This window comes from Achromobacter sp. UMC46 (genome assembly GCF_014170335.1).
Classification (GTDB): Bacteria; Pseudomonadota; Gammaproteobacteria; order Burkholderiales; family Burkholderiaceae_B; genus Achromobacter.
Genome location: NZ_LZZS01000003.1, coordinates 183,495 through 204,033 on the forward strand (window position 1 = coordinate 183,495; position 20,539 = coordinate 204,033).

Annotated in this window: 19 protein-coding genes; 12 read left to right on the forward strand and 7 right to left on the reverse strand. The window is 64.6% G+C overall.

Annotated features, from left to right (window positions below; genetic code table 11):
* Nucleotides 1–37: 37 nt before the first annotated feature.
* The 12 genes from A9973_RS01270 (at nucleotide 38) to A9973_RS01325 (ending at nucleotide 15,880) form a co-directional block, all read left to right on the forward strand.
* On the forward strand, nucleotides 38–799 hold the full coding sequence (locus tag A9973_RS01270) for a flagellar basal body rod protein FlgF (RefSeq protein ID WP_183011963.1): 762 nt from the start codon (nucleotides 38–40) through the stop codon (nucleotides 797–799).
* Between the two features lie 64 nt (nucleotides 800–863).
* Entirely contained in the window at nucleotides 864–1,649 is a 786-nt protein-coding gene (flgG, locus tag A9973_RS01275) for a flagellar basal-body rod protein FlgG (RefSeq protein ID WP_183011964.1), read from the forward strand.
* On the forward strand, nucleotides 1,649–2,338 hold the full coding sequence (locus tag A9973_RS01280) for a flagellar basal body L-ring protein FlgH (protein ID WP_183011965.1): 690 nt from the start codon (nucleotides 1,649–1,651) through the stop codon (nucleotides 2,336–2,338). Before flgG ends, A9973_RS01280 begins: the two co-directional genes overlap by 1 nt.
* A gap of 2 nt (nucleotides 2,339–2,340) precedes the next feature.
* Nucleotides 2,341–3,477 (forward strand): flagellar basal body P-ring protein FlgI, encoded by a 1,137-nt coding sequence (locus A9973_RS01285; RefSeq protein ID WP_183011966.1) that lies wholly within the window; start codon nucleotides 2,341–2,343, stop codon nucleotides 3,475–3,477.
* A 2-nt stretch (nucleotides 3,478–3,479) separates the two neighbouring features.
* The gene (flgJ, locus tag A9973_RS01290; protein WP_183011967.1) at nucleotides 3,480–4,457 is read left to right on the forward strand and encodes a flagellar assembly peptidoglycan hydrolase FlgJ; all 978 of its coding nucleotides are present in this window, start codon (nucleotides 3,480–3,482) and stop codon (nucleotides 4,455–4,457) included.
* Nucleotides 4,458–4,530: 73 nt separating this feature from the next.
* Nucleotides 4,531–6,204, forward strand: a complete 1,674-nt coding sequence (flgK, locus tag A9973_RS01295; protein ID WP_183011968.1) for a flagellar hook-associated protein FlgK — start codon at nucleotides 4,531–4,533, stop codon at nucleotides 6,202–6,204.
* 47 nt (nucleotides 6,205–6,251) lie between these two features.
* Nucleotides 6,252–7,511, forward strand: coding sequence for a flagellar hook-associated protein FlgL (gene flgL / locus A9973_RS01300; protein WP_183011969.1), 1,260 nt, complete (start codon nucleotides 6,252–6,254; stop codon nucleotides 7,509–7,511).
* Between the two features lie 141 nt (nucleotides 7,512–7,652).
* Entirely contained in the window at nucleotides 7,653–9,605 is a 1,953-nt protein-coding gene (locus tag A9973_RS01305) for a methyl-accepting chemotaxis protein (protein ID WP_183011970.1), read from the forward strand.
* Between the two features lie 110 nt (nucleotides 9,606–9,715).
* Nucleotides 9,716–11,590, forward strand: a complete 1,875-nt coding sequence (locus tag A9973_RS01310; protein WP_183011971.1) for a methyl-accepting chemotaxis protein — start codon at nucleotides 9,716–9,718, stop codon at nucleotides 11,588–11,590.
* 29 nt (nucleotides 11,591–11,619) lie between these two features.
* Nucleotides 11,620–12,090, forward strand: coding sequence for a hypothetical protein (locus A9973_RS01315; RefSeq protein WP_183011972.1), 471 nt, complete (start codon nucleotides 11,620–11,622; stop codon nucleotides 12,088–12,090).
* 141 nt (nucleotides 12,091–12,231) lie between these two features.
* Nucleotides 12,232–13,962 (forward strand): methyl-accepting chemotaxis protein, encoded by a 1,731-nt coding sequence (locus tag A9973_RS01320; RefSeq protein WP_183011973.1) that lies wholly within the window; start codon nucleotides 12,232–12,234, stop codon nucleotides 13,960–13,962.
* 322 nt (nucleotides 13,963–14,284) lie between these two features.
* Nucleotides 14,285–15,880 (forward strand): PAS domain-containing methyl-accepting chemotaxis protein, encoded by a 1,596-nt coding sequence (locus A9973_RS01325; protein WP_183011974.1) that lies wholly within the window; start codon nucleotides 14,285–14,287, stop codon nucleotides 15,878–15,880.
* A gap of 84 nt (nucleotides 15,881–15,964) precedes the next feature.
* On the opposite strand, the gene fliR is transcribed toward A9973_RS01325, so the two are convergent.
* From fliR to fliL, 7 genes are read right to left on the reverse strand one after another with little or no spacing between them, the layout of a single operon-like run.
* Complete coding sequence (gene fliR, locus A9973_RS01330; RefSeq protein ID WP_183011975.1) at nucleotides 15,965–16,753, reverse strand: flagellar biosynthetic protein FliR; 789 nt, start codon at nucleotides 16,751–16,753, stop codon at nucleotides 15,965–15,967.
* Nucleotides 16,754–16,789: 36 nt separating this feature from the next.
* Complete coding sequence (gene fliQ / locus A9973_RS01335) at nucleotides 16,790–17,059, reverse strand: flagellar biosynthesis protein FliQ (RefSeq protein WP_050450302.1); 270 nt, start codon at nucleotides 17,057–17,059, stop codon at nucleotides 16,790–16,792.
* A 19-nt stretch (nucleotides 17,060–17,078) separates the two neighbouring features.
* Entirely contained in the window at nucleotides 17,079–17,870 is a 792-nt protein-coding gene (gene fliP, locus A9973_RS01340) for a flagellar type III secretion system pore protein FliP (protein ID WP_183011976.1), read from the reverse strand.
* Between the two features lie 28 nt (nucleotides 17,871–17,898).
* Entirely contained in the window at nucleotides 17,899–18,222 is a 324-nt protein-coding gene (gene fliO / locus A9973_RS01345) for a flagellar biosynthetic protein FliO (RefSeq protein WP_169274532.1), read from the reverse strand.
* A gap of 13 nt (nucleotides 18,223–18,235) precedes the next feature.
* Nucleotides 18,236–18,787, reverse strand: coding sequence for a flagellar motor switch protein FliN (gene fliN / locus A9973_RS01350; protein ID WP_183011977.1), 552 nt, complete (start codon nucleotides 18,785–18,787; stop codon nucleotides 18,236–18,238).
* Entirely contained in the window at nucleotides 18,780–19,787 is a 1,008-nt protein-coding gene (gene fliM / locus A9973_RS01355) for a flagellar motor switch protein FliM (RefSeq protein WP_183011978.1), read from the reverse strand. Before fliM ends, fliN begins: the two co-directional genes overlap by 8 nt.
* A 2-nt stretch (nucleotides 19,788–19,789) precedes the next feature.
* Entirely contained in the window at nucleotides 19,790–20,401 is a 612-nt protein-coding gene (gene fliL, locus A9973_RS01360) for a flagellar basal body-associated protein FliL (RefSeq protein WP_183011979.1), read from the reverse strand.
* Nucleotides 20,402–20,539 lie beyond the last annotated feature (138 nt).

The following is a 20,539-nucleotide window of genomic DNA, read 5'->3' on the forward strand; positions in this document are numbered from 1 at the left end:
GCCGGACTGGCTCGCGACGACACCGACGGAATAGGCAATGGACAGAATCATCTACACCGCCATGAATGGCGCAGCGCGTATCACTGAGCACCAGGCCGCGCTGGCCAACAACATGGCCAACGTGAACACGACGGGTTTCCGCGAGCAGATCGCGCTGTACCGTTCGGTTCCGATGACGGACGGGGTGAGTCTGCCTACGCGTGTTTCGACGGTGGCGTCCACGCCCGGCAACAGCTTCCAGATGGGCGTCATGCAGACCACGGGCCGGGACTTGGACGTGGCGCTGGCCAGCGAAAACGGCTGGATCGCGGTGCAGACTCCGCAGGGCGAGGCCTATACCCGCGGCGGCAGCCTGCAGGTCGGCATCAACGGCCTGCTGCAGACCTCGCTGGGCCAGCCCGTGCTGTCCGACCAGGGCGGCCCCATCGATGTGCCGGACCAGGCCGCGTTGACGATCACGTCGGACGGCACGATCACGGCGATCGGCGCGGGCGACGGTCCGAACAACATCCTGAACCTGGGCCGCATCAAACTGGCGAATCCCAATAATGCGCAACTGGTGCATGGCGACGACGGCGTGTTCCGCCTGGCGCCGGTGAACGGCCGGCCTGCGCCGCCCGCGCCCGCCGATCCCGGTCTGCGCGTGTTGTCCGGCGTGCTGGAAGGCAGCAACACCAATCCCATGAAGGTGATGGTGGGCATGATCGAGAACGCGCGCCGGTTCGAGCAACAGATGCAGGTGATCCAGCAGTCGGACCGCAATGCCGAGCGCGCCAACGGAATTCTGTCCGTTAGCTGATTCAACGGGCTGATTTAAACAATTTTCGCGTGCGGCCAGTCCGCCGCACCAGGAGTACTTCATCATGATGCGTTCGTTGTGGATTGCCAAGACGGGCCTGGAAGGTCAACAGACTTCCATGGACGTGATTTCCAACAACTTGGCCAACGTCTCCACCAACGGGTTCAAGCGCGGCCGCGCCGTGTTCCAGGACCTGATGTACCAGACGCTGCGCCAGCCCGGCGCCCAGGTGGGCGACGCCACGCAATTGCCGTCCGGCCTGCAACTGGGCACGGGCGCCCGCGTGGCCGCCACCGAGCGCATCCACACGGCAGGCAACCTGAACAACACGGGCGGCGAAATGGACATCGCCATCAACGGCCGCGGTTTCCTGCAGATCGAGCTGCCCGACGGCACCCAGGGGTATACGCGTGACGGCGCGCTGCAGCGCGACCAGAACGGCCAGCTGACGACTGTCAGCGGCTATGTGATCCAGCCGCCGATGAACGTGCCGGACAACGCGCTGTCGATCTCGATCGGCAAAGACGGCATCGTGTCGGTGACGCAGCCCGGCGCCGCCGGCGTGAACGTGCAGATCGGCCAATTGCAGATCGCCACCTTCATCAACCCGACCGGCCTGCAGAGCATCGGTGAAAACCTGTACCTGGAAACCGACGCGTCGGGTCCGGCCAACCTGCTGCAGCCCGGCGTGGACGGCGCGGGTTCGATCATGCAGAACTACGTGGAAACCTCCAACGTCAACGTTGCCGAAGAACTGGTCAACATGATCACCACGCAACGCGCCTATGAAATGAACAGCAAGGCCGTCAAGACCTCCGACGAGATGCTGGCCCGCCTGTCCCAACTGTGATGCCCATGTCTGTCCTGCGTCTGGTATTTGTTGCGGCACTGGCGTTGCTGGCGGCCGGTTGCGCCATGATCCCGCCCGAGCCCATCGTCACCGGGCCGACGACGGCGGCGCCGCCGCCGCCGCCGATGCCCATGGCGCAGCCTACGGGTTCGATTTATCAGCCGACCACCTACGGCAACTACCCCTTGTTCGAGGACCGCCGTCCGCGCAACGTGGGCGACATCGTCACCATCGTGCTGAACGAACGGACAAACGCCTCCAAGAACGTGGCGACGAACACCAACCGCACGGGATCGGCCTCGCTTGGCATCGCCGCGGCGCCGTCGTTCATGGACAGCTGGGCGAACGCGAACCTGAATACCGACGCCAAGGGCGGCAACGTGTCGCAGGGCAAGGGCGACAGCACGGCCAACAACGCGTTTACCGGCACCATCACCACGACGGTCGTCGGCGTGATGTCCAACGGCAATCTGCAAGTGGCCGGCGAAAAGCAGATCGCCATCAACCGCGGCAGCGAGTACGTGCGCTTCGCCGGGGTGGTGGATCCGCGTTCCATCACCGGAACGAACACCGTGTCGTCCACCCAGGTGGCCGACGCCCGCATCGAGTACCGCAGCAAGGGCGTCATGGACGAAGTCCAGACCATGGGCTGGCTGCAACGCTTCTTCCTGATCGCTTCGCCGTTCTGACTATGACACTACCGACTCCGATATCCGCCTTGCTGTCCCTGTTCGCCCGAGTCTGCGTGGCGGTCGGACTGGTGGCCGGCGCCGGCGCGGCCCAGGCCGAACGGCTCAAGGACCTGGCGACGATCCAGGGCGTGCGGGGCAACCAGCTGATCGGCTACGGGCTGGTCGTGGGGCTGGACGGCAGTGGCGACCAGGTGCGCCAGACGCCGTTCACGCAGCAAAGCCTGACCAACATGCTGTCGCAGCTGGGCATCACGGTGCCTGCCGGCAGCAACATGCAGTTGAAGAACGTGGCCGCCGTCATGGTCACGACCACGCTGCCGGCGTTCGCCCGGCCCGGCCAGACGCTGGACGTGGTGGTGTCGTCCATGGGCAACGCCAAGAGCCTGCGGGGCGGCACCTTGCTGATGACGCCCATGAAGGGCGCGGACAGCCAGGTCTACGCCATCGCCCAGGGCAACATCCTGGTGGGTGGCGCCGGCGCCTCCGCCGGCGGCTCCAGCGTGCAGATCAACCAGCTGAACGGCGGCCGCATCAGCGCGGGCGCGATCGTCGAACGCGGCGTGCCGACCACATTCTCGCGCGACGGCTACATCCATGTGGAACTGAACAACACGGACTTCGGCACGGCGCAGAATGTGGCCACGGCGCTGAACAAGAAGTTCGGCCAAGGTACGGCGACGGCGCTGGACGGCCGGGTGGTGCAGGTGCGCACGCCGATGGAGCAGGCGTCGCAAGCGCGCTTCCTGTCGCTGGTCGAAGACCTGCAAGTGGCGCGCGCCCCGACGGTGGCCAAGGTCATCATCAATGCGCGCACCGGCTCGGTCGTCATGAACCGCACGGTCATGATCGAAGAGGCGGCCGTGGCGCACGGCAACCTGTCGGTCATCATCAACCGCCAGAACCAGGTGTCGCAGCCGGATACGCCTTTCACGGAAGGCCAGACGGTGGTGGTGCCCAATACCCAGATCGAAGTGCGCCAGGACAATGGCTCGCTGCAGCGCGTGAGTACCAGCGCCAATCTGGCTGACGTCGTCAAGGGCCTGAACGCCCTGGGAGCGACACCGCAGGACCTGCTGGCCATCCTTCAGGCCATGAAGACGGCGGGCGCCTTGCGCGCCGAACTGGAAATCATCTGACGATGGCTGTCTCAAACGACGCGTCGCGCGGCGCCGCCCGGCAAGATTCGGTGTTCGACATGGGTCGCCTGTCGGACCTGAAGCGGGACGTCAAGAAAGACCCTGAGGGCACGGATCAGCAGAAGCAGGTCGCCAAGCAGTTCGAGGCCCTGTTCCTGCAGATGATGGTCAAGCGCATGCGCGAGGCGACGCCCAAGGAAGGGCTGTTCGACTCGCAGCAGACGCAGATGCTGCAATCCATGGCCGACGAGCAATTGGCCCTGCATCTGGCGACGCCGGGGATCGGGCTGTCGCAGTCCATCCTGGCGCAGATGCAGCAAGGCAAGCCGGCCGACGTGTCCGACGACGCCGTCCGGGCGATCGGGCAGGGCGGCGACCTGGATTTCCGCACGGGCGGATCGCGCGAAGTGTCGGCGCTGCTGAACGTGATGCGCAACAACCGCGCCAGCGACCGTGCGTTGGCCGCCGCCGAAGGCGCGCCGGAGCATGTCGTGGACTTCGTGTCGAAGATGTCGCGCGCGGCCAACCTGGCCTCGCAGCAAAGCGGGGTGCCCGCCCGCCTGATCATGGGCCAGGCGGCCCTGGAGTCCGGTTGGGGCCAGCGCGAAATCAAGCACGCCGACGGCACTACCAGCTACAACCTGTTCGGCATCAAGGCAGGCGCAAGCTGGAAGGGCAAGGTCGTCAACGTGCTGACCACGGAATACGAGGACGGTATCGCGAAAAAGGTGACGCAACCCTTCCGCGCCTATGCCTCCTACGAGGAATCGTTCGCGGACTACGCACGCCTGATCGGCAACAGCCCGCGCTACGAGGCGGTCACGCAGGCGCGCAACGAGGTCGACGCGGCGCGCAAGATCCAGGACGCCGGCTATGCGACCGACCCGCGCTATGCGCAGAAATTGATCGGCATCATGGGCCAGCTGCGCGGGGCGGCGTCCCGTGTGGAAAATTCTCGCCAGATGTTGGAAGGACTCTAAATTTGGACGACCTCCTGCCGTTAATGGAGTATCCAGAGATAACAGCTGCGGTTACATACGGGGCATTGTCAGCATGAATTTGTATAAAACGGCATTGGGCGGGCTGAACGCCGCACAGGCGGGTTTGGCCACCACCAGCCACAACATCAACAATGCCACCACGGTCGGCTATAACCGTCAGCGCGTCATGACGTCCACCGCGGGCGCGCAAGCCACCAGCAACGGTTACATCGGCCGCGGCGTCCAGGTCGACACCGTCGAGCGCAGCTACGACAGCTTCTTGTATAAGCAGCTGGTCGGCGCGCAAGGCAGCGGCGCCCAATTGCAGGCGCAGTTGGACCAGGTGTCTCAGGTCAACAACCTGTTTTCCGACCGCACGGTGGGTATCGCCCCGGGCCTGACCAACTTCTTCACCAGCATGAATACGGTGGCCAGCAAGCCCGCCGATCCCGCCGCACGTGCGGATTTGCTGGGCAAAGCCAATAGCCTGACCACGCAGATCCGTTCGGCCTATACCGAAATGCAGAATCTGCGCGAAGGCCTCAACTCGCAGATCACGACGACGGTTGAACAGGTCAATAGCTACCTGAGCCGGATCGACGATCTGAATTCGCAGATTTCGCTTGCTTCTGGCAAAGCGGGCGGCAGTCCCCCCAACGATCTGCTCGATCAACGCGATCAAGCCGTCATGGAGCTGAACCAGCTCGTCGGCATCACGACATACGAGCAGGGCGGCAAGATCAATGTCTCGCTTGCCAAGGGCGGTCAGGCGCTGCTGTCCGGCACGACGATTTATCCGCTGCAGGCCGTGCCTTCCACCAAGGACGCCGGCCGTACGGTGTTGGCCTACACGTTGCCGGCAGGTGCGGGCAAGACGGTAGCGGTGGAGATGCCTGACAACGACGTGACCGGCGGCAAGCTGGGCGGTCTGCTTCAGTTCCGCGCATCGTCGTTGGACGTCATGCAGAACCAGCTGGGCCAATTGGCTGTTGGCTTGGCGTTGTCCTTCAACGAGCAGCACAAGCAGGGCGTTGACCAAAGCGGCAACCCCGGGACTGATTTCTTCAGCATCGGTTCGCCTGAAGCCGTGCCCAATACGCAGAACAAGAGTAATGCGCAGATTTCGGGCCAGTTCTCAAATCTGGCGAATATCAACGCCAAAGACTACGAGATCTCGTTCGACGGCGCGAACTATCAAGTGACGCGCATGCCGGAGGGCACGCAAGTCTATAACGGCCCCGCAACGGGCACGCCGCCCAACGCCGTTTTGAACATGGATGCGGAAATGGGCGTGACGTTGACGATCGACGCCCCGCCGCAAGCGGGCGACAAGTGGTCCTTGTCGCCGACGCGCAATGCCGCCCGCGATATCAATGTCGTGATCACGGATCCGGACAAGATCGCCGCGGCCGACGCCGCAGGCGGTGACGCCAACGGCAAGAACGCGCTGAAGCTTGCCGCGCTCCAGAACGCCAAGCTGTTGGGCCACGGCACGATGAGCACTACCGACATGTTCGCCCAGGTCGTGAATACGGTCGGTGTGCAGACGGCGCAGATCAAGTCGGCCGCGACGGCGCAGGTCAATCTGATCAAACAGACGACCGCCGCCCAGCAAGCGGTGTCGGGCGTCAATCTGAATGAAGAATATGTGAGCCTGTCGCTTTATCAAGAGCAGTATCAAGCCAGTGCCCGCATCATCGATGTGGCGAGTACCGTCTTTGACACGCTGCTGGGACTGCGCGGCTGATCAGGCCGTTGAACTGTGATGATTAAAAAAATATCCGGAGTTGCACCATGCGCCTGAGCACCACCATGATGTACACGAACGGCCTGAGCGGCGTTCTCGCGCAGGAATCCGACATGAACCGCCTGGTCGAGCAGGTCGGGAGCGGTCGCAAGTTCTTGAGCCCGGCGGATGATCCGCTGGCTGCCTCCTTGTCGATCGGCGTGGCGCAGACGCAAAGCATGAATGCGACCTACGGGCTGAATCGCAATACGGCAAAGACCAATCTGGGGCAAGAAAGCAACGTGCTCGACGCGGTTACGACGGCATTGCAGGATGTTCGTACACGCGTCATTCAGGCGGGTAACGGCACCTTCGCCGACAGCGACCGCCAAGCGCTTTCGACGGCGTTGAAGAGCGCCCGCGACGCCCTGTTGGGCTTGGCGAACAGCACGGACGGCAACGGCCAATACCTGTTTTCGGGTTACCAGGGCGGCGTGATTCCTTATTCGCAGGACGCCAACGGCAAGATCGTCTACAGCGGCGCCACTGGCGAGCGTACGGTTCAGGTGGATCAGTCGCGTCAGCTTTCGACTGCTGATCTGGGCAATGACATTTTCGACCGCGCCAATCCGGGGTCTCAGGCTTATGTCGCCACCGCCGCATCGGCCAATCAGGGCACGGCCCAGTTCGGCACGGTGTCGGTCACGCCGGGCAGCCCCAATATCGGCAAGAACTTCAGCCTGCAGTTCGAAACCGACACGGCGACGGGCAATATGGGATACCGCGTGATCACGACGGATCCGAATGCGAATCCGCCCGTTCCTCCCGTTACCACGCCGGCGCCGCCGGCTAGCCCCACTGCCTATACGGCCGATTCTTCGATCGATTTCGGCGGCGTTGCAGTCGTGGTCAAGGGCACGCCCAAGAACGGCGACGTGATCGACGTGCAGAACATCCAGTCGGCCGACGTCGATATGTTCAATACCTTGGACGGCCTGATCAAGGTGCTTGACTCCCCCATCGCAGGCGATGAGGTGGCGCTGGCCAAGTTGAATAACGAGCTGGCGACTGCCAACAAGAAGCTGGCAAGCAACTATGACAACGTGTTGACCGTCGCGGCATCGGTTGGCGCACGCATGAACGAGCTGGAAGCGTTGGACGCTACCGGTACGCAAAAGGGGCTTTCTTACGCCAAGTCCTTGTCCGATCTGGAAGATCTGGACTATTACGCCGGCGCCAGCCAGCTTGCGCTGCGCCAAGTGGCGCTGCAAGCCGCATCGGCGGCATTCATGACCATTCAGGGGTCCAGCCTGTTCAGCCGCAAATAAAGCGGCGGGACTCCACAAGCCGCACCGGTCGCGTGCGCAGAGTTGCGCCCTTGCGGACGCTACTGGCCAGAGGCCAGGGCGTCCGTGGTTGCGTGCAGGGTAGGTAGTGTCGTTTCACGTTGCTTAACGCTCGGATATTTCATGCTTGTCAATTTGAAAGTTCGCACCTGTATCGTCCTGGTGTTGTTGCTCTTCACGGGCGCCATGTTCATATCCAATGGCGTGGCCTGGATGGGGTTGAACTCCAGCAACGATAAGCTGGAGCAGGTCAATGACGCCTATTCCAATCAAGGCACCCAGCTCAATCGCGCCAACGCGGCGCTGTTGCGCGGCCGGCTGTTGCTGGCGACGTCCCTGATGGACATGCAGCAAGGCAAGACCGAGCAGGCCAATGCCCAGACCCAGCGCGCCGATGTCCTCATGAAGGAAGGCGCCAAGTGGCTGGACGAGTTCCGCAAGGTGCCGAGCATGGCCGGTTCCGAGGCGCTGGTGGCCAAGCTGGAGACGGCCTACAAGCAGTTCGACGACGTCTACAAGCGCCAGGCCGCCGCACTGTCCAAGATGGCGGTGCAGGACTACCTGGATCTGAACGACGCGGGCAGCGCCGCCAACACGGCATTCCGGGAATCCGTGAATGCCGTGCTGGAATTCCTGGATAAGCGCACCGACGAACTGGTGGTTCAGGCGGAAGTCGACCACAACATTTCGCGTACTGTCACCATCGCGATGCTGGCGATCGCGCTGGCGCTGGCGCTGGGCTGCTGGATTTTCATCAACCGCACCGTGCTGCGCCCGTTGCACCAGGCGGGTGACCACTTCGACAAGATCGCCGGCGGGGACTTCACCGGCCGTATCGAGGTGCGCAGCACCAACGAGATCGGGCAACTGTTCGGCGCCATCAAGCGCATGCAGGAAAGCCTGACGCGCACGGTGGCGATGGTGCGCCGCGGCGTGGATGAAATCAACGTGGGCTCTCGCGAGATTTCCGCGGGCAACACGGACCTGTCCAGCCGTACCGAACAGCAGGCGGCCTCGCTTGAGGAAACCGCTGCGTCCATGGAGCAATTGGCGTCCACGGTGAAGCAGAACGCGGACAACGCGCGCCAGGCCAACCAGTTGGCGGCCAGCGCGTCGGACGTGGCCGAGCGCGGCGGTTCGGCGGTGTCTGAAGTGGTCAGCACGATGCAGGGCATTTCGGCCAGCTCGCGCAAGATCTCTGAAATCGTGTCGGTGATCGACGGCATCGCGTTCCAGACCAACATCCTGGCGTTGAACGCCGCCGTGGAAGCGGCGCGCGCGGGCGAGCAGGGCAAGGGCTTTGCGGTGGTGGCAGGCGAAGTGCGTTCGCTGGCGCAGCGCAGCGCGCAGGCGGCCAAGGAAATCAAGGGCCTGATCGAAGACTCGGTCACGAAGGTGGGCGCAGGTTCGCAGCAGGTCGAGCGTGCGGGCGCGACGATGCAAGAAATCGTGTCGTCGGTCAAGCGCGTGACGGACATCATGGGTGAGATCTCGGCGGCGTCCGAAGAGCAGTCCAGCGGCATCGACCAGGTGAACCGCGCGGTGTCGCAGATGGATGAAGTGACGCAGCAGAACGCGGCGTTGGTGGAAGAAGCGGCGGCTGCCGCCGGTTCCCTGCAAGAGCAGGCCCAGCGTCTGGCCGAAGCGGTCGCGGTGTTCAAGATCAATGCCGGCGAAGTGATCGAAGTGCCGGCGCATCAACTGGCGCAGCAGGCTGCCGCTCCGCGTATGCCGGCACCGCGCTCGGCCGCGCCGGCCTCCCGGCCGGCTGCGCCCGCCGCGCGTCTGGCCAAACCGGCCTCGGCGCAGCAAGGCGCGCAGCATGGCAGCCCGCAGGCCACCCCGGAATCTGCTCAGCCTTCCCAGGCGCCCGCGGATGACGGCGATGCGCCGGCCGCCAAGCCCGCGCCTCGCAAGACCCAGGTGGCCCGCCCCAAACCCGCGGCTACCCCGGCCACGGTGGCTCGTCCCCTGCGCCGTCCGGCCACCCGCGCCGACAGCGCCAGGGATACTGCGCCAGCCGCCTCCGCCAGCCGTCGGCCCCCGCCTGCGGATGATGATTGGGAGTCTTTCTGACCGGACGACCCGGTCGGCGCATTGAACAGGCAGTAGCCCACGCAGTACCCCCCTTTTACGGTCCGGCGGCCACAGCGCGCCACCGGGACGACTACCGGAACTATCCGAAAATGTTCAGCAATCTGAAGGTGCGCACGGGCTTGATGCTCGCTCAGTTGGCAGTCGCCCTGGCCGCACAGGTTGCCATTGCCTTGGGCTGGAACAGCATGCGTTCCAGCGCTGACACGATCAACGCCCTGGACTCCCTGAGCGTCCAGCAAAGCAATCTGATCAAGGACGCCTACACGCAGATGCTGCGCGCGACCATCCGCGCCGACATCACTGCCGCGCAGCGCGCTGCGGGCGATGCCAACGGCGCCGCCGAGAATTCGCGTACGGTGCAGCAACTGATCGCCGACGCCAAGAAAAAGATGGACAGCTTCAAGGCGATCCCCAAGGTGACCACCCTTGGCAGTTCCGCCGAAGGTGATCTGCTGACGTCGTTCAACACGTTCTCCGAGGCGCTGCAAGCCATGATGGGCGCGTTGGACAAGGGCGATGCGGCGGCTTATCTGTCGTTGAAGAACACGAAGGCGGGCGCGGCCAGTGGCGCGTTCTCCAAGCAGCTGACCGAATTCGCCAACGATATCAACACCTTCAGTGAGCAGCAGGTCCAGTCCGCTCGCGGCCAGGCTTCGACGATGGCCTATGTGTACCTTGCGCTGGCCGTGCTGATCCTGGTGGTGTCGATGGGCGCCTTCCTGTTCATGAACCGGGTGATCCTGCGCCCGTTGCGCGTTGTTGGCGACAGTTTCGACAAGATCGCGGGCGGCGACCTGACGGTGCGCGTGGACGTCAACTCGTCCAACGAGATCGGCCAACTGATGGCGGCCGTCAAGCGCATGCAGGAAAGCCTGGCCCGCACGGTGTCGACGGTGCGCCGCGGCGTGGATGAAATCAACGTGGGCTCGCGCGAGATTTCCGCGGGCAACACGGACCTGTCCAGCCGGACCGAACAGCAGGCGGCCTCGCTTGAGGAAACCGCTGCATCGATGGAGCAATTGGCGTCCACGGTGAAGCAGAACGCCGACAACGCGCGCCAGGCCAACCAGTTGGCGGCCAGCGCGTCGGACGTGGCGGAGCGCGGCGGTTCGGCGGTGTCTGAAGTGGTCAGCACGATGCAGGGCATTTCCGCCAGCTCACGCAAGATCTCGGAAATCGTGTCGGTGATCGACGGCATCGCGTTCCAGACGAACATCCTGGCGCTGAACGCCGCGGTGGAAGCGGCGCGCGCGGGCGAGCAGGGCAAGGGTTTCGCGGTGGTGGCGGGCGAAGTGCGTTCGCTGGCGCAACGCAGCGCGCAAGCGGCCAAGGAAATCAAGGGCCTGATCGAAGACTCGGTCACGAAGGTGGGCGCGGGTTCGCAGCAGGTGGAACGCGCAGGCGCGACGATGCAAGAGATCGTGGCGTCGGTCAAGCGCGTGACGGACATCATGGGTGAGATCTCGGCGGCATCCGACGAGCAGTCCAGCGGCATCGACCAGGTGAACCGCGCGGTGTCGCAGATGGACGAAGTGACGCAGCAGAACGCGGCGCTGGTGGAAGAAGCGGCCGCTGCCGCCGGTTCGTTGCAGGAACAGGCCGAACGCCTGGCGCAGGCCGTGGCGGTGTTCAAGGTCACGGCCGGTGAAGTGATTGAAGTGCCCGCCCGTCAACTGGCGCAGCAGCGCCCGGCGGCGCGTGTCGGCACCCGCGTGCCGGCGCCCGCTGCGTCGGCGCAAGCAGCGCCCGCCGTGGAGGGTGCGACAGCCAGATCCGCGCCGGCCGCACGCCTGACGCATGCGGCGCGCGCCAAGCCGCCGGCATCCGCTGTCGAGGGCGCCACGGCGGCGCGTCCGCTGCGCCGTCCGGCGCCCCGTGCAGCAACCGCCGCGAACGACGCCAAACCGGCACCGGCCGCAAGCCGTCGCCAGGCGCCGTCGGACGACGATTGGGAATCATTCTGATACCGGCGTTGCCGGTGAATGGGTAGGGTATGCGAGGCTATATACATCTTCTGGCGGCGGCCGCCATTGCGGTACTGCTGGCCGGCTGCGCGGCAACGGGTCATAACTTCGACCCGGGCAAGCTGTCGAGCCTGACACCGGGTCAAACGACGCTGGAAGACGCTTCGCGGGCGCTGACCGCGCCGCCCGACAAGCTTTACAAGCAGACCGACGGCACGCTCCTGGCCCTTTGGTCCTTCAAGATCACGTTTGTCGCCGACGGCTTGTACAGCCGCAAGGAAGCCCTGCTGCAATTTGGCCCGGACGGCCGTCTGATGCGGCTGGTCGATAGCACCAATATTCTGCTGGAACCCTGGGAACGCCAAAAGCTGTTGGGGCCTGCACCCGCGCCTGATCTGAATCAGGCCTGGACGCCGGCGCCCTCGGCCGAACCCGAGGTGCAAACCATCTACATACCCGGCCCGGGCGAACCGGCCGCGTTGGCGCCTGCGAACAAATAAGTCTTGTTGTAGTCCAGGCAGAGAGCATTGCGGCAGAAGCCGCAATGACCGTCGCCCTGAATGTACACCCCATGTAACAGGGCGTGTCGACAGGGTGGTTTTTCATTTGGTCAGAGCAGTTCCTGAGGGATGGGGGAAAATATGGAAGCGAGTCTCGAATCCGGCGCCAAGGCCGGCAAAGGCGGCAAGAAAAAGGCCGCGCGCGCGCCCAAGGTGAAGCGCAAGCTCCGGTTGCGCGATGCCCGCGTCGGTACGATGTTGCTGTGGGTCATGGCGTTCTTCGCGATCTTGATCGCGGCGGTAGGCGGCCTGGCGGCGTTTTTCCTGCAGCACAATTACGAATCCATCCGCGAAGTCAACGCGCTGACCGAGCGCGCCAAGCAAGTCGAAGTGATCAATAGCGACATGCTGCGCGCCCGCGTGAGCCTGATGGTGGCCGCACGCCACCTGCAGGAATCCGGTTGGGGCAGCGGCGAGAACTCGGCCCGCGACGCGGCCGCGGCCCTGAAGGGCGCGACCGACCTGTTGACCGGCGTGCGCGCCCGTTTCGCGGACTTCCAGAAGAACATGCTGCAGGACGATACGGGCCGCCAGCTGTCGATGAATCTCGTCCGCCGCTACCGTTCGTACATCGATGACGGCGTGGACACCATGGTGGAAGCCCTGCGCAGCGAAGACTATTCGACGTTCTACATGGTGAACAACGAATACGGCACGCCGCGCAGCGCGGCTTTCATCGAAGCCTTGAGCGACTTCGGCAAGTACATCGGCGCAGAGCAGCAAGCCACGATCGATCAGGCCGAGGCGAACTTCAACCGCGCCATGGTGGCCGTGGCCGTCGCGGTGGGCCTGGCGCTTCTGTTGATGGTGTTCTGCCGCATCCTGTTCGGCCGCCTGGTCGTGCGTCCGCTGGTGGAAGCCGGCCAGCACTTCGACAAGATCGCTGCTGGCGATCTGACCAGCCGCGTCGAAGTCCGTTCGCATAATGAAATCGGCCAACTAATGGCCGCTGTCAAGCGCATGCAGGAAAGCCTGACGCGCACGGTGGCGACGGTGCGCCGTGGCGTGGATGAGATCACGGTGGGCTCGCGGGAAATCGCCGCAGGCAACACGGACTTGTCCAGCCGCACCGAAGAGCAGGCCGCTTCCCTTGAGGAAACGGCGGCATCGATGGAAGAGCTGGCGTCCACGGTGAAGCAGAACGCGGACAACGCGCGCCAGGCCAACCAGCTGGCGGCCAGCGCGTCGGACGTGGCCGAGCGTGGCGGTTCGGCGGTGTCTGAAGTGGTCAGCACGATGCAGGGCATTTCTGCCAGCTCGCGCAAGATCTCGGAAATCGTGTCGGTGATCGACGGCATCGCGTTCCAGACGAACATCCTGGCGCTGAACGCCGCCGTGGAAGCGGCGCGCGCGGGCGAACAGGGCAAGGGCTTCGCGGTGGTGGCGGGCGAAGTGCGCTCGCTGGCGCAGCGCAGCGCGCAGGCGGCCAAGGAAATCAAAGGCCTGATCGAAGACTCGGTCACGAAGGTGGGCGCGGGTTCGCAGCAGGTGGAACGTGCGGGCGCGACGATGCAAGAGATCGTGGCGTCGGTCAAGCGCGTGACGGACATCATGGGCGAGATTTCGGCGGCGTCCGAAGAGCAGTCCAGCGGCATCGACCAGGTGAACCGCGCGGTGTCTCAGATGGACGAAGTGACGCAGCAGAACGCGGCCTTGGTGGAAGAAGCGGCCGCCGCCGCGGGTTCCCTGCAGGATCAGGCGCACCGTCTGGCCGAAGCCGTCGCGGTGTTCAAGATCAACGCCGGCGAAGTGATCGAAGTGCCAGCGCATCAACTCGGCGGCTATGCCGCGCCGACGTTGACGCAAGGCTGACCTTCCGCGCCTGCTCGGGCTGGCCGCGAACCGCGCGCCCGGCCTGACTGGTGGCGCAAGGCAAGGAATACGGCCGCGCCTGTGCGCGGCCGTATTCCTTGAGGCAGGCGTTCAAGGATGCCGCGTGCGATTCCTACGCACGTTAAGTTTTCGAAAATTCAGCCGTAAATAAAAATAGCGCCCGAAATGGGCGGTGAACAGCGTTTGACTGCGGCGTGCCCGCCAGACAAGCCACGGCGGGTACCGGTCGATGCGGGGCGTCGGGTCCGGTTTGCCCGCTGCGGTGCATTCGCTGCGCAATCGAGGTAATTGGAGACTAGCTGTGCGCGTAAACCTACCCGTCCATGATGTGGAAACCAAACTGCGTGAAGATCAATACCTGATCTCGCGCACCGATACCAAGGGCCGCATCGTCTACGCGAACCCGGCATTCGTCGAAGTCAGCGGATTCACTCGCGAAGAACTGATCGGCAAGCCGCACAACATCGTGCGCCATCCCGACATGCCGCCCGAAGCCTATGCGGATCTTTGGGATACGCTGGAAATGGGCGAATCGTGGTTGGGCCTGGTCAAGAACCGGCGCAAGGACGGCGGCTACTACTGGGTGCTGGCCAACGCCACGCCCATCGTGGAGAACGGCGAAGTCGTCGCGTATTCGTCGGTGCGCGTGCGTCCGTCGGACGAACAGATCGAGATGGCCGAGGACCTGTACGCGCGGATCCGCGAAGGCACGGCGCGTGGCGTGCGCATCCATCGCGGGCGGCCGGTGCGCGCCGGCTGGCGGCGGGGCCTGGATGTGGCGGCGTTTCCGTTCAAGCGCAGCGTGCGCAGCCGGATGTTGCGCCACGCCTTGCTGTCGGCCGGCATCGTGGCGGCCGCGGGCGCCTACGGCCTGCACGCCAATTGGGCCAATTTGGACACCCTGGGCGTCAGCCTCGGGTGCGGCGCGATCGCGCTGGGCGTGATCGCGATTTTCGGCATGGGATGGAGCCTCTCCCGGTCGCTGCTGGATCCGATGGTGGATGCCGCCAACATGGCGCGCCAGGTCGCCGCCGGCAACTTGACTACGCAGATCGTGGCGGACTCCGACGACGAAGTGGGCAGCCTGAAGTTCTCCCTGGAGGTCATGCGCAAGAGCCTGATCGGCATTGCGCAAGACGTCTATCGCGGCATCGAGGGCACGACCCATGCCGCCGTGCATATCGCGCGCGGCAACCAGGAACTGGCCGGCCGCACGGAAGGTCAGGCGGCCTCGTTGCAGCAGACGGCCGCCAGCATGGAGCAGCTGACGTCGACGGTACGGCAAAATGCCGACAACGCGCGCCAGGCCAATCAACTGGCCGCCAGCAGCATGGACGTGGCGCGCCGCGGCGGCGTGGCGGTGGGCCAGGTGGTAAGCACCATGCACGGCATTTCCGACAGCTCGCGCAAGATCGCGGATATCGTCAGCATCATCGAAGGCATCGCGTTCCAGACCAACATTCTGGCCCTGAACGCCGCCGTGGAAGCCGCGCGGGCGGGCGAGTCGGGCAAGGGCTTTGCCGTGGTCGCCGGCGAGGTGCGCAGCCTGGCGCAAAAGAGCGCCCAGGCGGCCAAGGAAATCAAGGGCCTGATCGAAGACTCCGTGGACCGCGTGTCGGAAGGCTCGGCACAGGCTGAACAGGCCGGCGCCACAATGGAAGAGATCGTCGCTGCCGTGCATCGCGTCACCGACATCATCGGCGAGATTTCGCAGGCTTCGCAAGAGCAGTCCAGCGGCATCGAGCAGGTGGATTCCGCGGTGTCGCAGATGGATGTGATGACGGTGCAGAACACGGCGCTGGTGCAGGAGCTGGGTGGTGCAGTGCTGCAGTTGGGCAACCAGTCCGGCGCGCTGCGGGAAACGATCCGCGTGTTCCGGCTGACCGGACAGCCCTGATTTTCCGGGCGGTTCCATGCAATGCGAAACGGCCACTGGAAAGTGGCCGTTTTTACGCGTGTGGCGGTTCCTGGGGTAGAGGAGCTATCGGCCCGCCAGGGCATCGACCACGCGGCTCATGGCGCCCAGGCCGGACTCGAACAGCGACTCCAGGAAGGGACCTGAATGCGGCAGCACCACGGTCAGCACCGTGACGCCAACGATCAGCGTGACCGGGAAGCCCACCGAAAAAACCGACAACTGCTGTGCCGCGCGGTTCAGGATGCCCATGGCGAGGTTGATGGTCAGCAGCGCGCAGATCAGCGGCAAAGCCAGCAGCAGGCCGGAAACGAACACCGTCTTGCCCCATTCCACGACCACGCCCCAGCCGTTCTGATGCAGTTGGACCATGGCGACGGGCAGGGTGTCGAAAGAGCGCACCAAGGCCGCCAGGACCAGCAGGTGTCCGTCCAACGCCAGGAAGGTCAGCATCGCGACGATGTTGAACAAGCGGGAAAGCACCGCCGTGTTGGCGCCGGAACTGGGATCGAAGAACGATGCGAACGACAAGCCCATCTGCAGGCCGACGAATTCGCCGGCTGTCTGTACGGCGGCGAACACGATTCGCATGGTGAAGCCCATGGCGATGCCGATCAGCACCTGCTGCATCACCATCCACAGGCCGGCGAACGACCCAGGCGCGATCGGCGGCATCGGGTCCAGCGCCGGGCTGATGGCCACCGACAGCACGAACGCCAGGCCGACCTTGACCTTGACCGGGATGATGGATTCCGAGAAGAGGGGCGCCGTGCCCACCAGCGCCAGGATGCGCACGAACGGCCAGAGGAACTGGCCGATCCAGCCGTTGAGCTGTTCGAGCGTGAAGGCGATCATGGGGGAGGCGTCCAGCGTCCAGCGGCGCGGGCGCGCTCAGGACACCAGCATGGGAATCTGGCCGATCAATAGCCGGATGTAGTCGACCATGACGCCGATCAGCCACGGGCCCAGCAGCACCAGTACGCCGCACATCGCCAGCAGCTTCGGAATGAACGACAGCGTCATTTCGTTGATCTGCGTGGCGGCCTGGAAAATGCTGATGACCAGGCCGACCACCAGCACCACCAGCAGCAGCGGGCCGGCCATCGCCAGGACGATTTTCATCGCCTGGTAGGCCATGGTCATGACGGTTTCGGCTGTCATGGCGACTCTGCTCCCGGCGTTATTGGTAGAAGCTCTGGGCCAGCGAGCCCATGAGCAGGTTCCAGCCGTCGGCCAGCACGAACAGCATCAGCTTGAAGGGCAGGGCCACGGTCACGGGCGGCACCATCATCATGCCCAGCGCCATCAGCACGCTGGCTACCACCAGATCGATGATCAGGAAGGGGATGAAAATGGTGAAACCGATCTGGAACGCCGTTTTGAGTTCACTGGTGATGAACGCCGGCACCAGGATGCGCAGCGGCACCTGCGAGGGGTCTTCCAGCGCCGGCTGCTTGGCCAGATTGGCGAACAGCGACAGATCGTTCTCGCGGGTCTGGTGCAGCATGAAGGTGCGCAGCGGGGCCGCCGCCCGTTCGACGGCGGTCTCGAACTGGATCGATCCTTCGGACAGCGGCTTGTAGGCGTCGGCGTATATCTTGTCGAACACCGGCGACATCGTATAGAAGGTCAGGAACAGCGCCAGCCCGATCAGCACATGGTTGGGCGGCGACATCGCCGTGCCCATCGCGCTGCGCAGCAGCCCCAGCACGATGATGATGCGGGTGAAGCCGGTCATCATCAGCAGCGCAGCTGGCAGGAACGACAGCGAGGTCATCAGCAGCAGCGTCTGCATGCTGAGTGAATAGGTCTCGGAGCCGTTGGGGCCAGGGGTGGTGGTCAGCGCCGGCAGCGTGGCCTGGGCGACGACGCCTGCGGGGAACATCGCCAGGCCCAGCACTGCGGCGGCAGCCAGCAGCGGCAGCGCGTTCTGGCGGGCGCGGGTGGAGGTCGTGCGGGTGAGCAAACTCATGGGTATCGCTTGGATCGCGCGCGGGGCGCTAGCGGCGCTTGAGCGCCTGGCCCAGCTTGGCCGCAAACGCTGCGGCGGGCAAGGGCGAACCCTCCGGCAACTGGCCGGCGGGCAGGGTATGCAGGGTGCTGATCTGGTTCGGGCCGACGCCCACCACCAGCCAGGTGTTGTCGATCTCGACGACGACGATGCTTTGGCGCGCGCCGACCGGCAGGCTGGCGACTTGCTTGAGCAGGTTGCCGCCGCCGCGCTGAGTCAACCCGGCGCGCTTGGCGAGCCATGCCGAAACCAGGATGGCGGCCACCACCAGCACAAGGCCGATGATGACGCGCAGCAGGGAGGACTCGGTCATGGCGCCGGTGCCGTCAACGGCGGTTGTTCAAGCGGTTGATCCGCTCGGACGGGGTGATGATGTCGGTCAGGCGAATGCCGTACTTGTCTTCGACGACGACGACTTCGCCCTGGGCGATCAGGTAGCCGTTGACGAAGATGTCCATCGGTTCGCCGGCAAGGCCGTCCAGCTCGACCACCGACCCCTGGCCCAGCTGGAGCAGGTTCTTGATGGTCAGGCGGGTGCGTCCCAGTTCGACCGTCAACTGGACGGGCACGTCCATGATCAGGTCGATGTCGGTGCCGGCGCCGGCGGTGGTGCCGGCCAGGGGCTTGAACACCGACTGCGACGCCGATTGGGCGGCGGGCTTCGCGGGAGCCGGCGCCGGTGCTGCCGCCGCGGGCGCAGGCGCTTCGGGTGTGGCGGGCGTGGCGGCGGATTGTTCAGCCATCGCGGCTGCCCAGTCGTCCTGCGGCTTCAGGCCATCGGCCTGGGTGGGCGGATTGGCGCGGGATTGTTCGGCGAGCGCGTCGGCCCAGTCGTCGGCCGGGGACGAGCCGGTGCCGGGCTCGTTCTTGTCAGTCATGGTCGGGGGCCTCGTGTGAATCGGTATCGTAGGTAAACATGTTCTGTACGCGAAGCGCGTACTGGCCGTTGAAGACGCCGTAGCCGCATTCCATCAGCGGCACGCCATCCACATTGGCGATGATGGTATCGGGCACGTCCACGGGAAGGACGTCGCCCACTTTCAGGCTCATCAGCTCGCGGATCGACGACGGGATGCGCGCGAATTCGGCGATCACGTCGATGTCGGCGCTGCGGACCTGGCGCGACAGCTGCTGCGACCAGCGCTGGTCCACTTCTTCCAGCGTGGTTTCCTGCAGCGGACGCGTCAGCAGATCGCGCACCGGCTCGATCATGGAGTAGGGCAGGCAGATGTTCAGGTCGCCGCCGGTCGCGCCGAATTCGATATGGAACGAGGTGACGACCACCACTTCATTGTTGCCGGTAATGCTGGCGAACTTGGTGTGCATCTCCGAGCGCACGTACTCGAATTCGATCGGATAGACGGGGTCCCAGGACTTGCCGTAGCTTTCCAGGGTCAGGTTGAGCAGGCGCCGGATGATGCGCTGTTCGGTCGTGGTGAAGTCCCGGCCTTCGACGCGCGTGTGGTAGCGGCCATCGCCGCCGAACAGGCTGTCGATGACCAGGAACACCAGGTTCGGGTCATACGTGAAGAGCGCCGTGCCGCGCAGGGGCTTCATCTGAATCATGTTCAGATTGCTCGGCACGGGCAGGTTGCGTTCGAAGTCCGCGTACTTCAGGATTTTGATCGAGCCGACCGTGATGTCCGCGCTGCGGCGCATGAAGTTCAGCAACACGTTGCGCATATGGCGCGCGAAACGTTCGTTGATCAGCTCCAGCGTCTGCATGCGGCGGCGCACGACACGCTCGGGCGAGCTCAGGTCATAGGCGCGCGCGCCGTCGTTGGGACTGGCCGCCGCGGTCTTGCTGTCGCTCTCGCCGGTGACGCCGGCAAGCAGCGCATCGACTTCGTCCTGTGAAAGGAATGCCTCGTAGGCCATGCTTATTGCACCACGAACGCCGTGAACAGCACGTCGGTGACATACTGGCCGTCCGGCAGGGGCGAGAACGGGCGGTTGACCGCCTGCTTGATCGCGGAAGCCATGTCGGTCTTGCCTTGCTGGGTCTGCACGCCAGTGGGCGATTGCGACGACAGCACCATCAGGATGCGGCTGCGCACTTCAGGCATGTATTTTTCCAGGCGGGTGCGGGTCTGTTCGTCGCTCACGCGCAGGGTCAGGCCGACGTGCATGATGCGTTCGGTGTCTGCGTTCTGCAACGTGACGGTGAATGCTTCGATCGGCACGAAGATCGGCGCGGGCACGGCGATAGGACCTGCCGGCGGCGCGACGAAGGTGGTCTGCGCCGCTTGCGGGCCTTGGCCGGGCTGGCCAGCCTGGCCAGGCTGGCCCCCAGGGACCTGGCCGACACCCAGCTGCACCGCTGCGCCGGCTTGCGGCTGCTGCATGCGTTGGCTGATGAACCAGGTTGCGCCGGCGCTGGCGGCGGCGACGATGAGCAGGACCAGTATGGCCAGGATCGGGCGAAGGATGCGGCCGGCGCCGCCTGCGTTCTTCGCGCCCGACGGCGCGGATATGGATTTGGAAGTCGCCATCTCGGTTTCGATGCGTATTGGGCCGCTGGTGAAAACGGATACTTAGTGGATGAAAGCATTCTGCCCCAGATCCCGCCTCGGCTTGGAGGCGAAAAACAGGGCGAAAGCCGCGTATCTCAAGCTATTGCTGCACTGCCC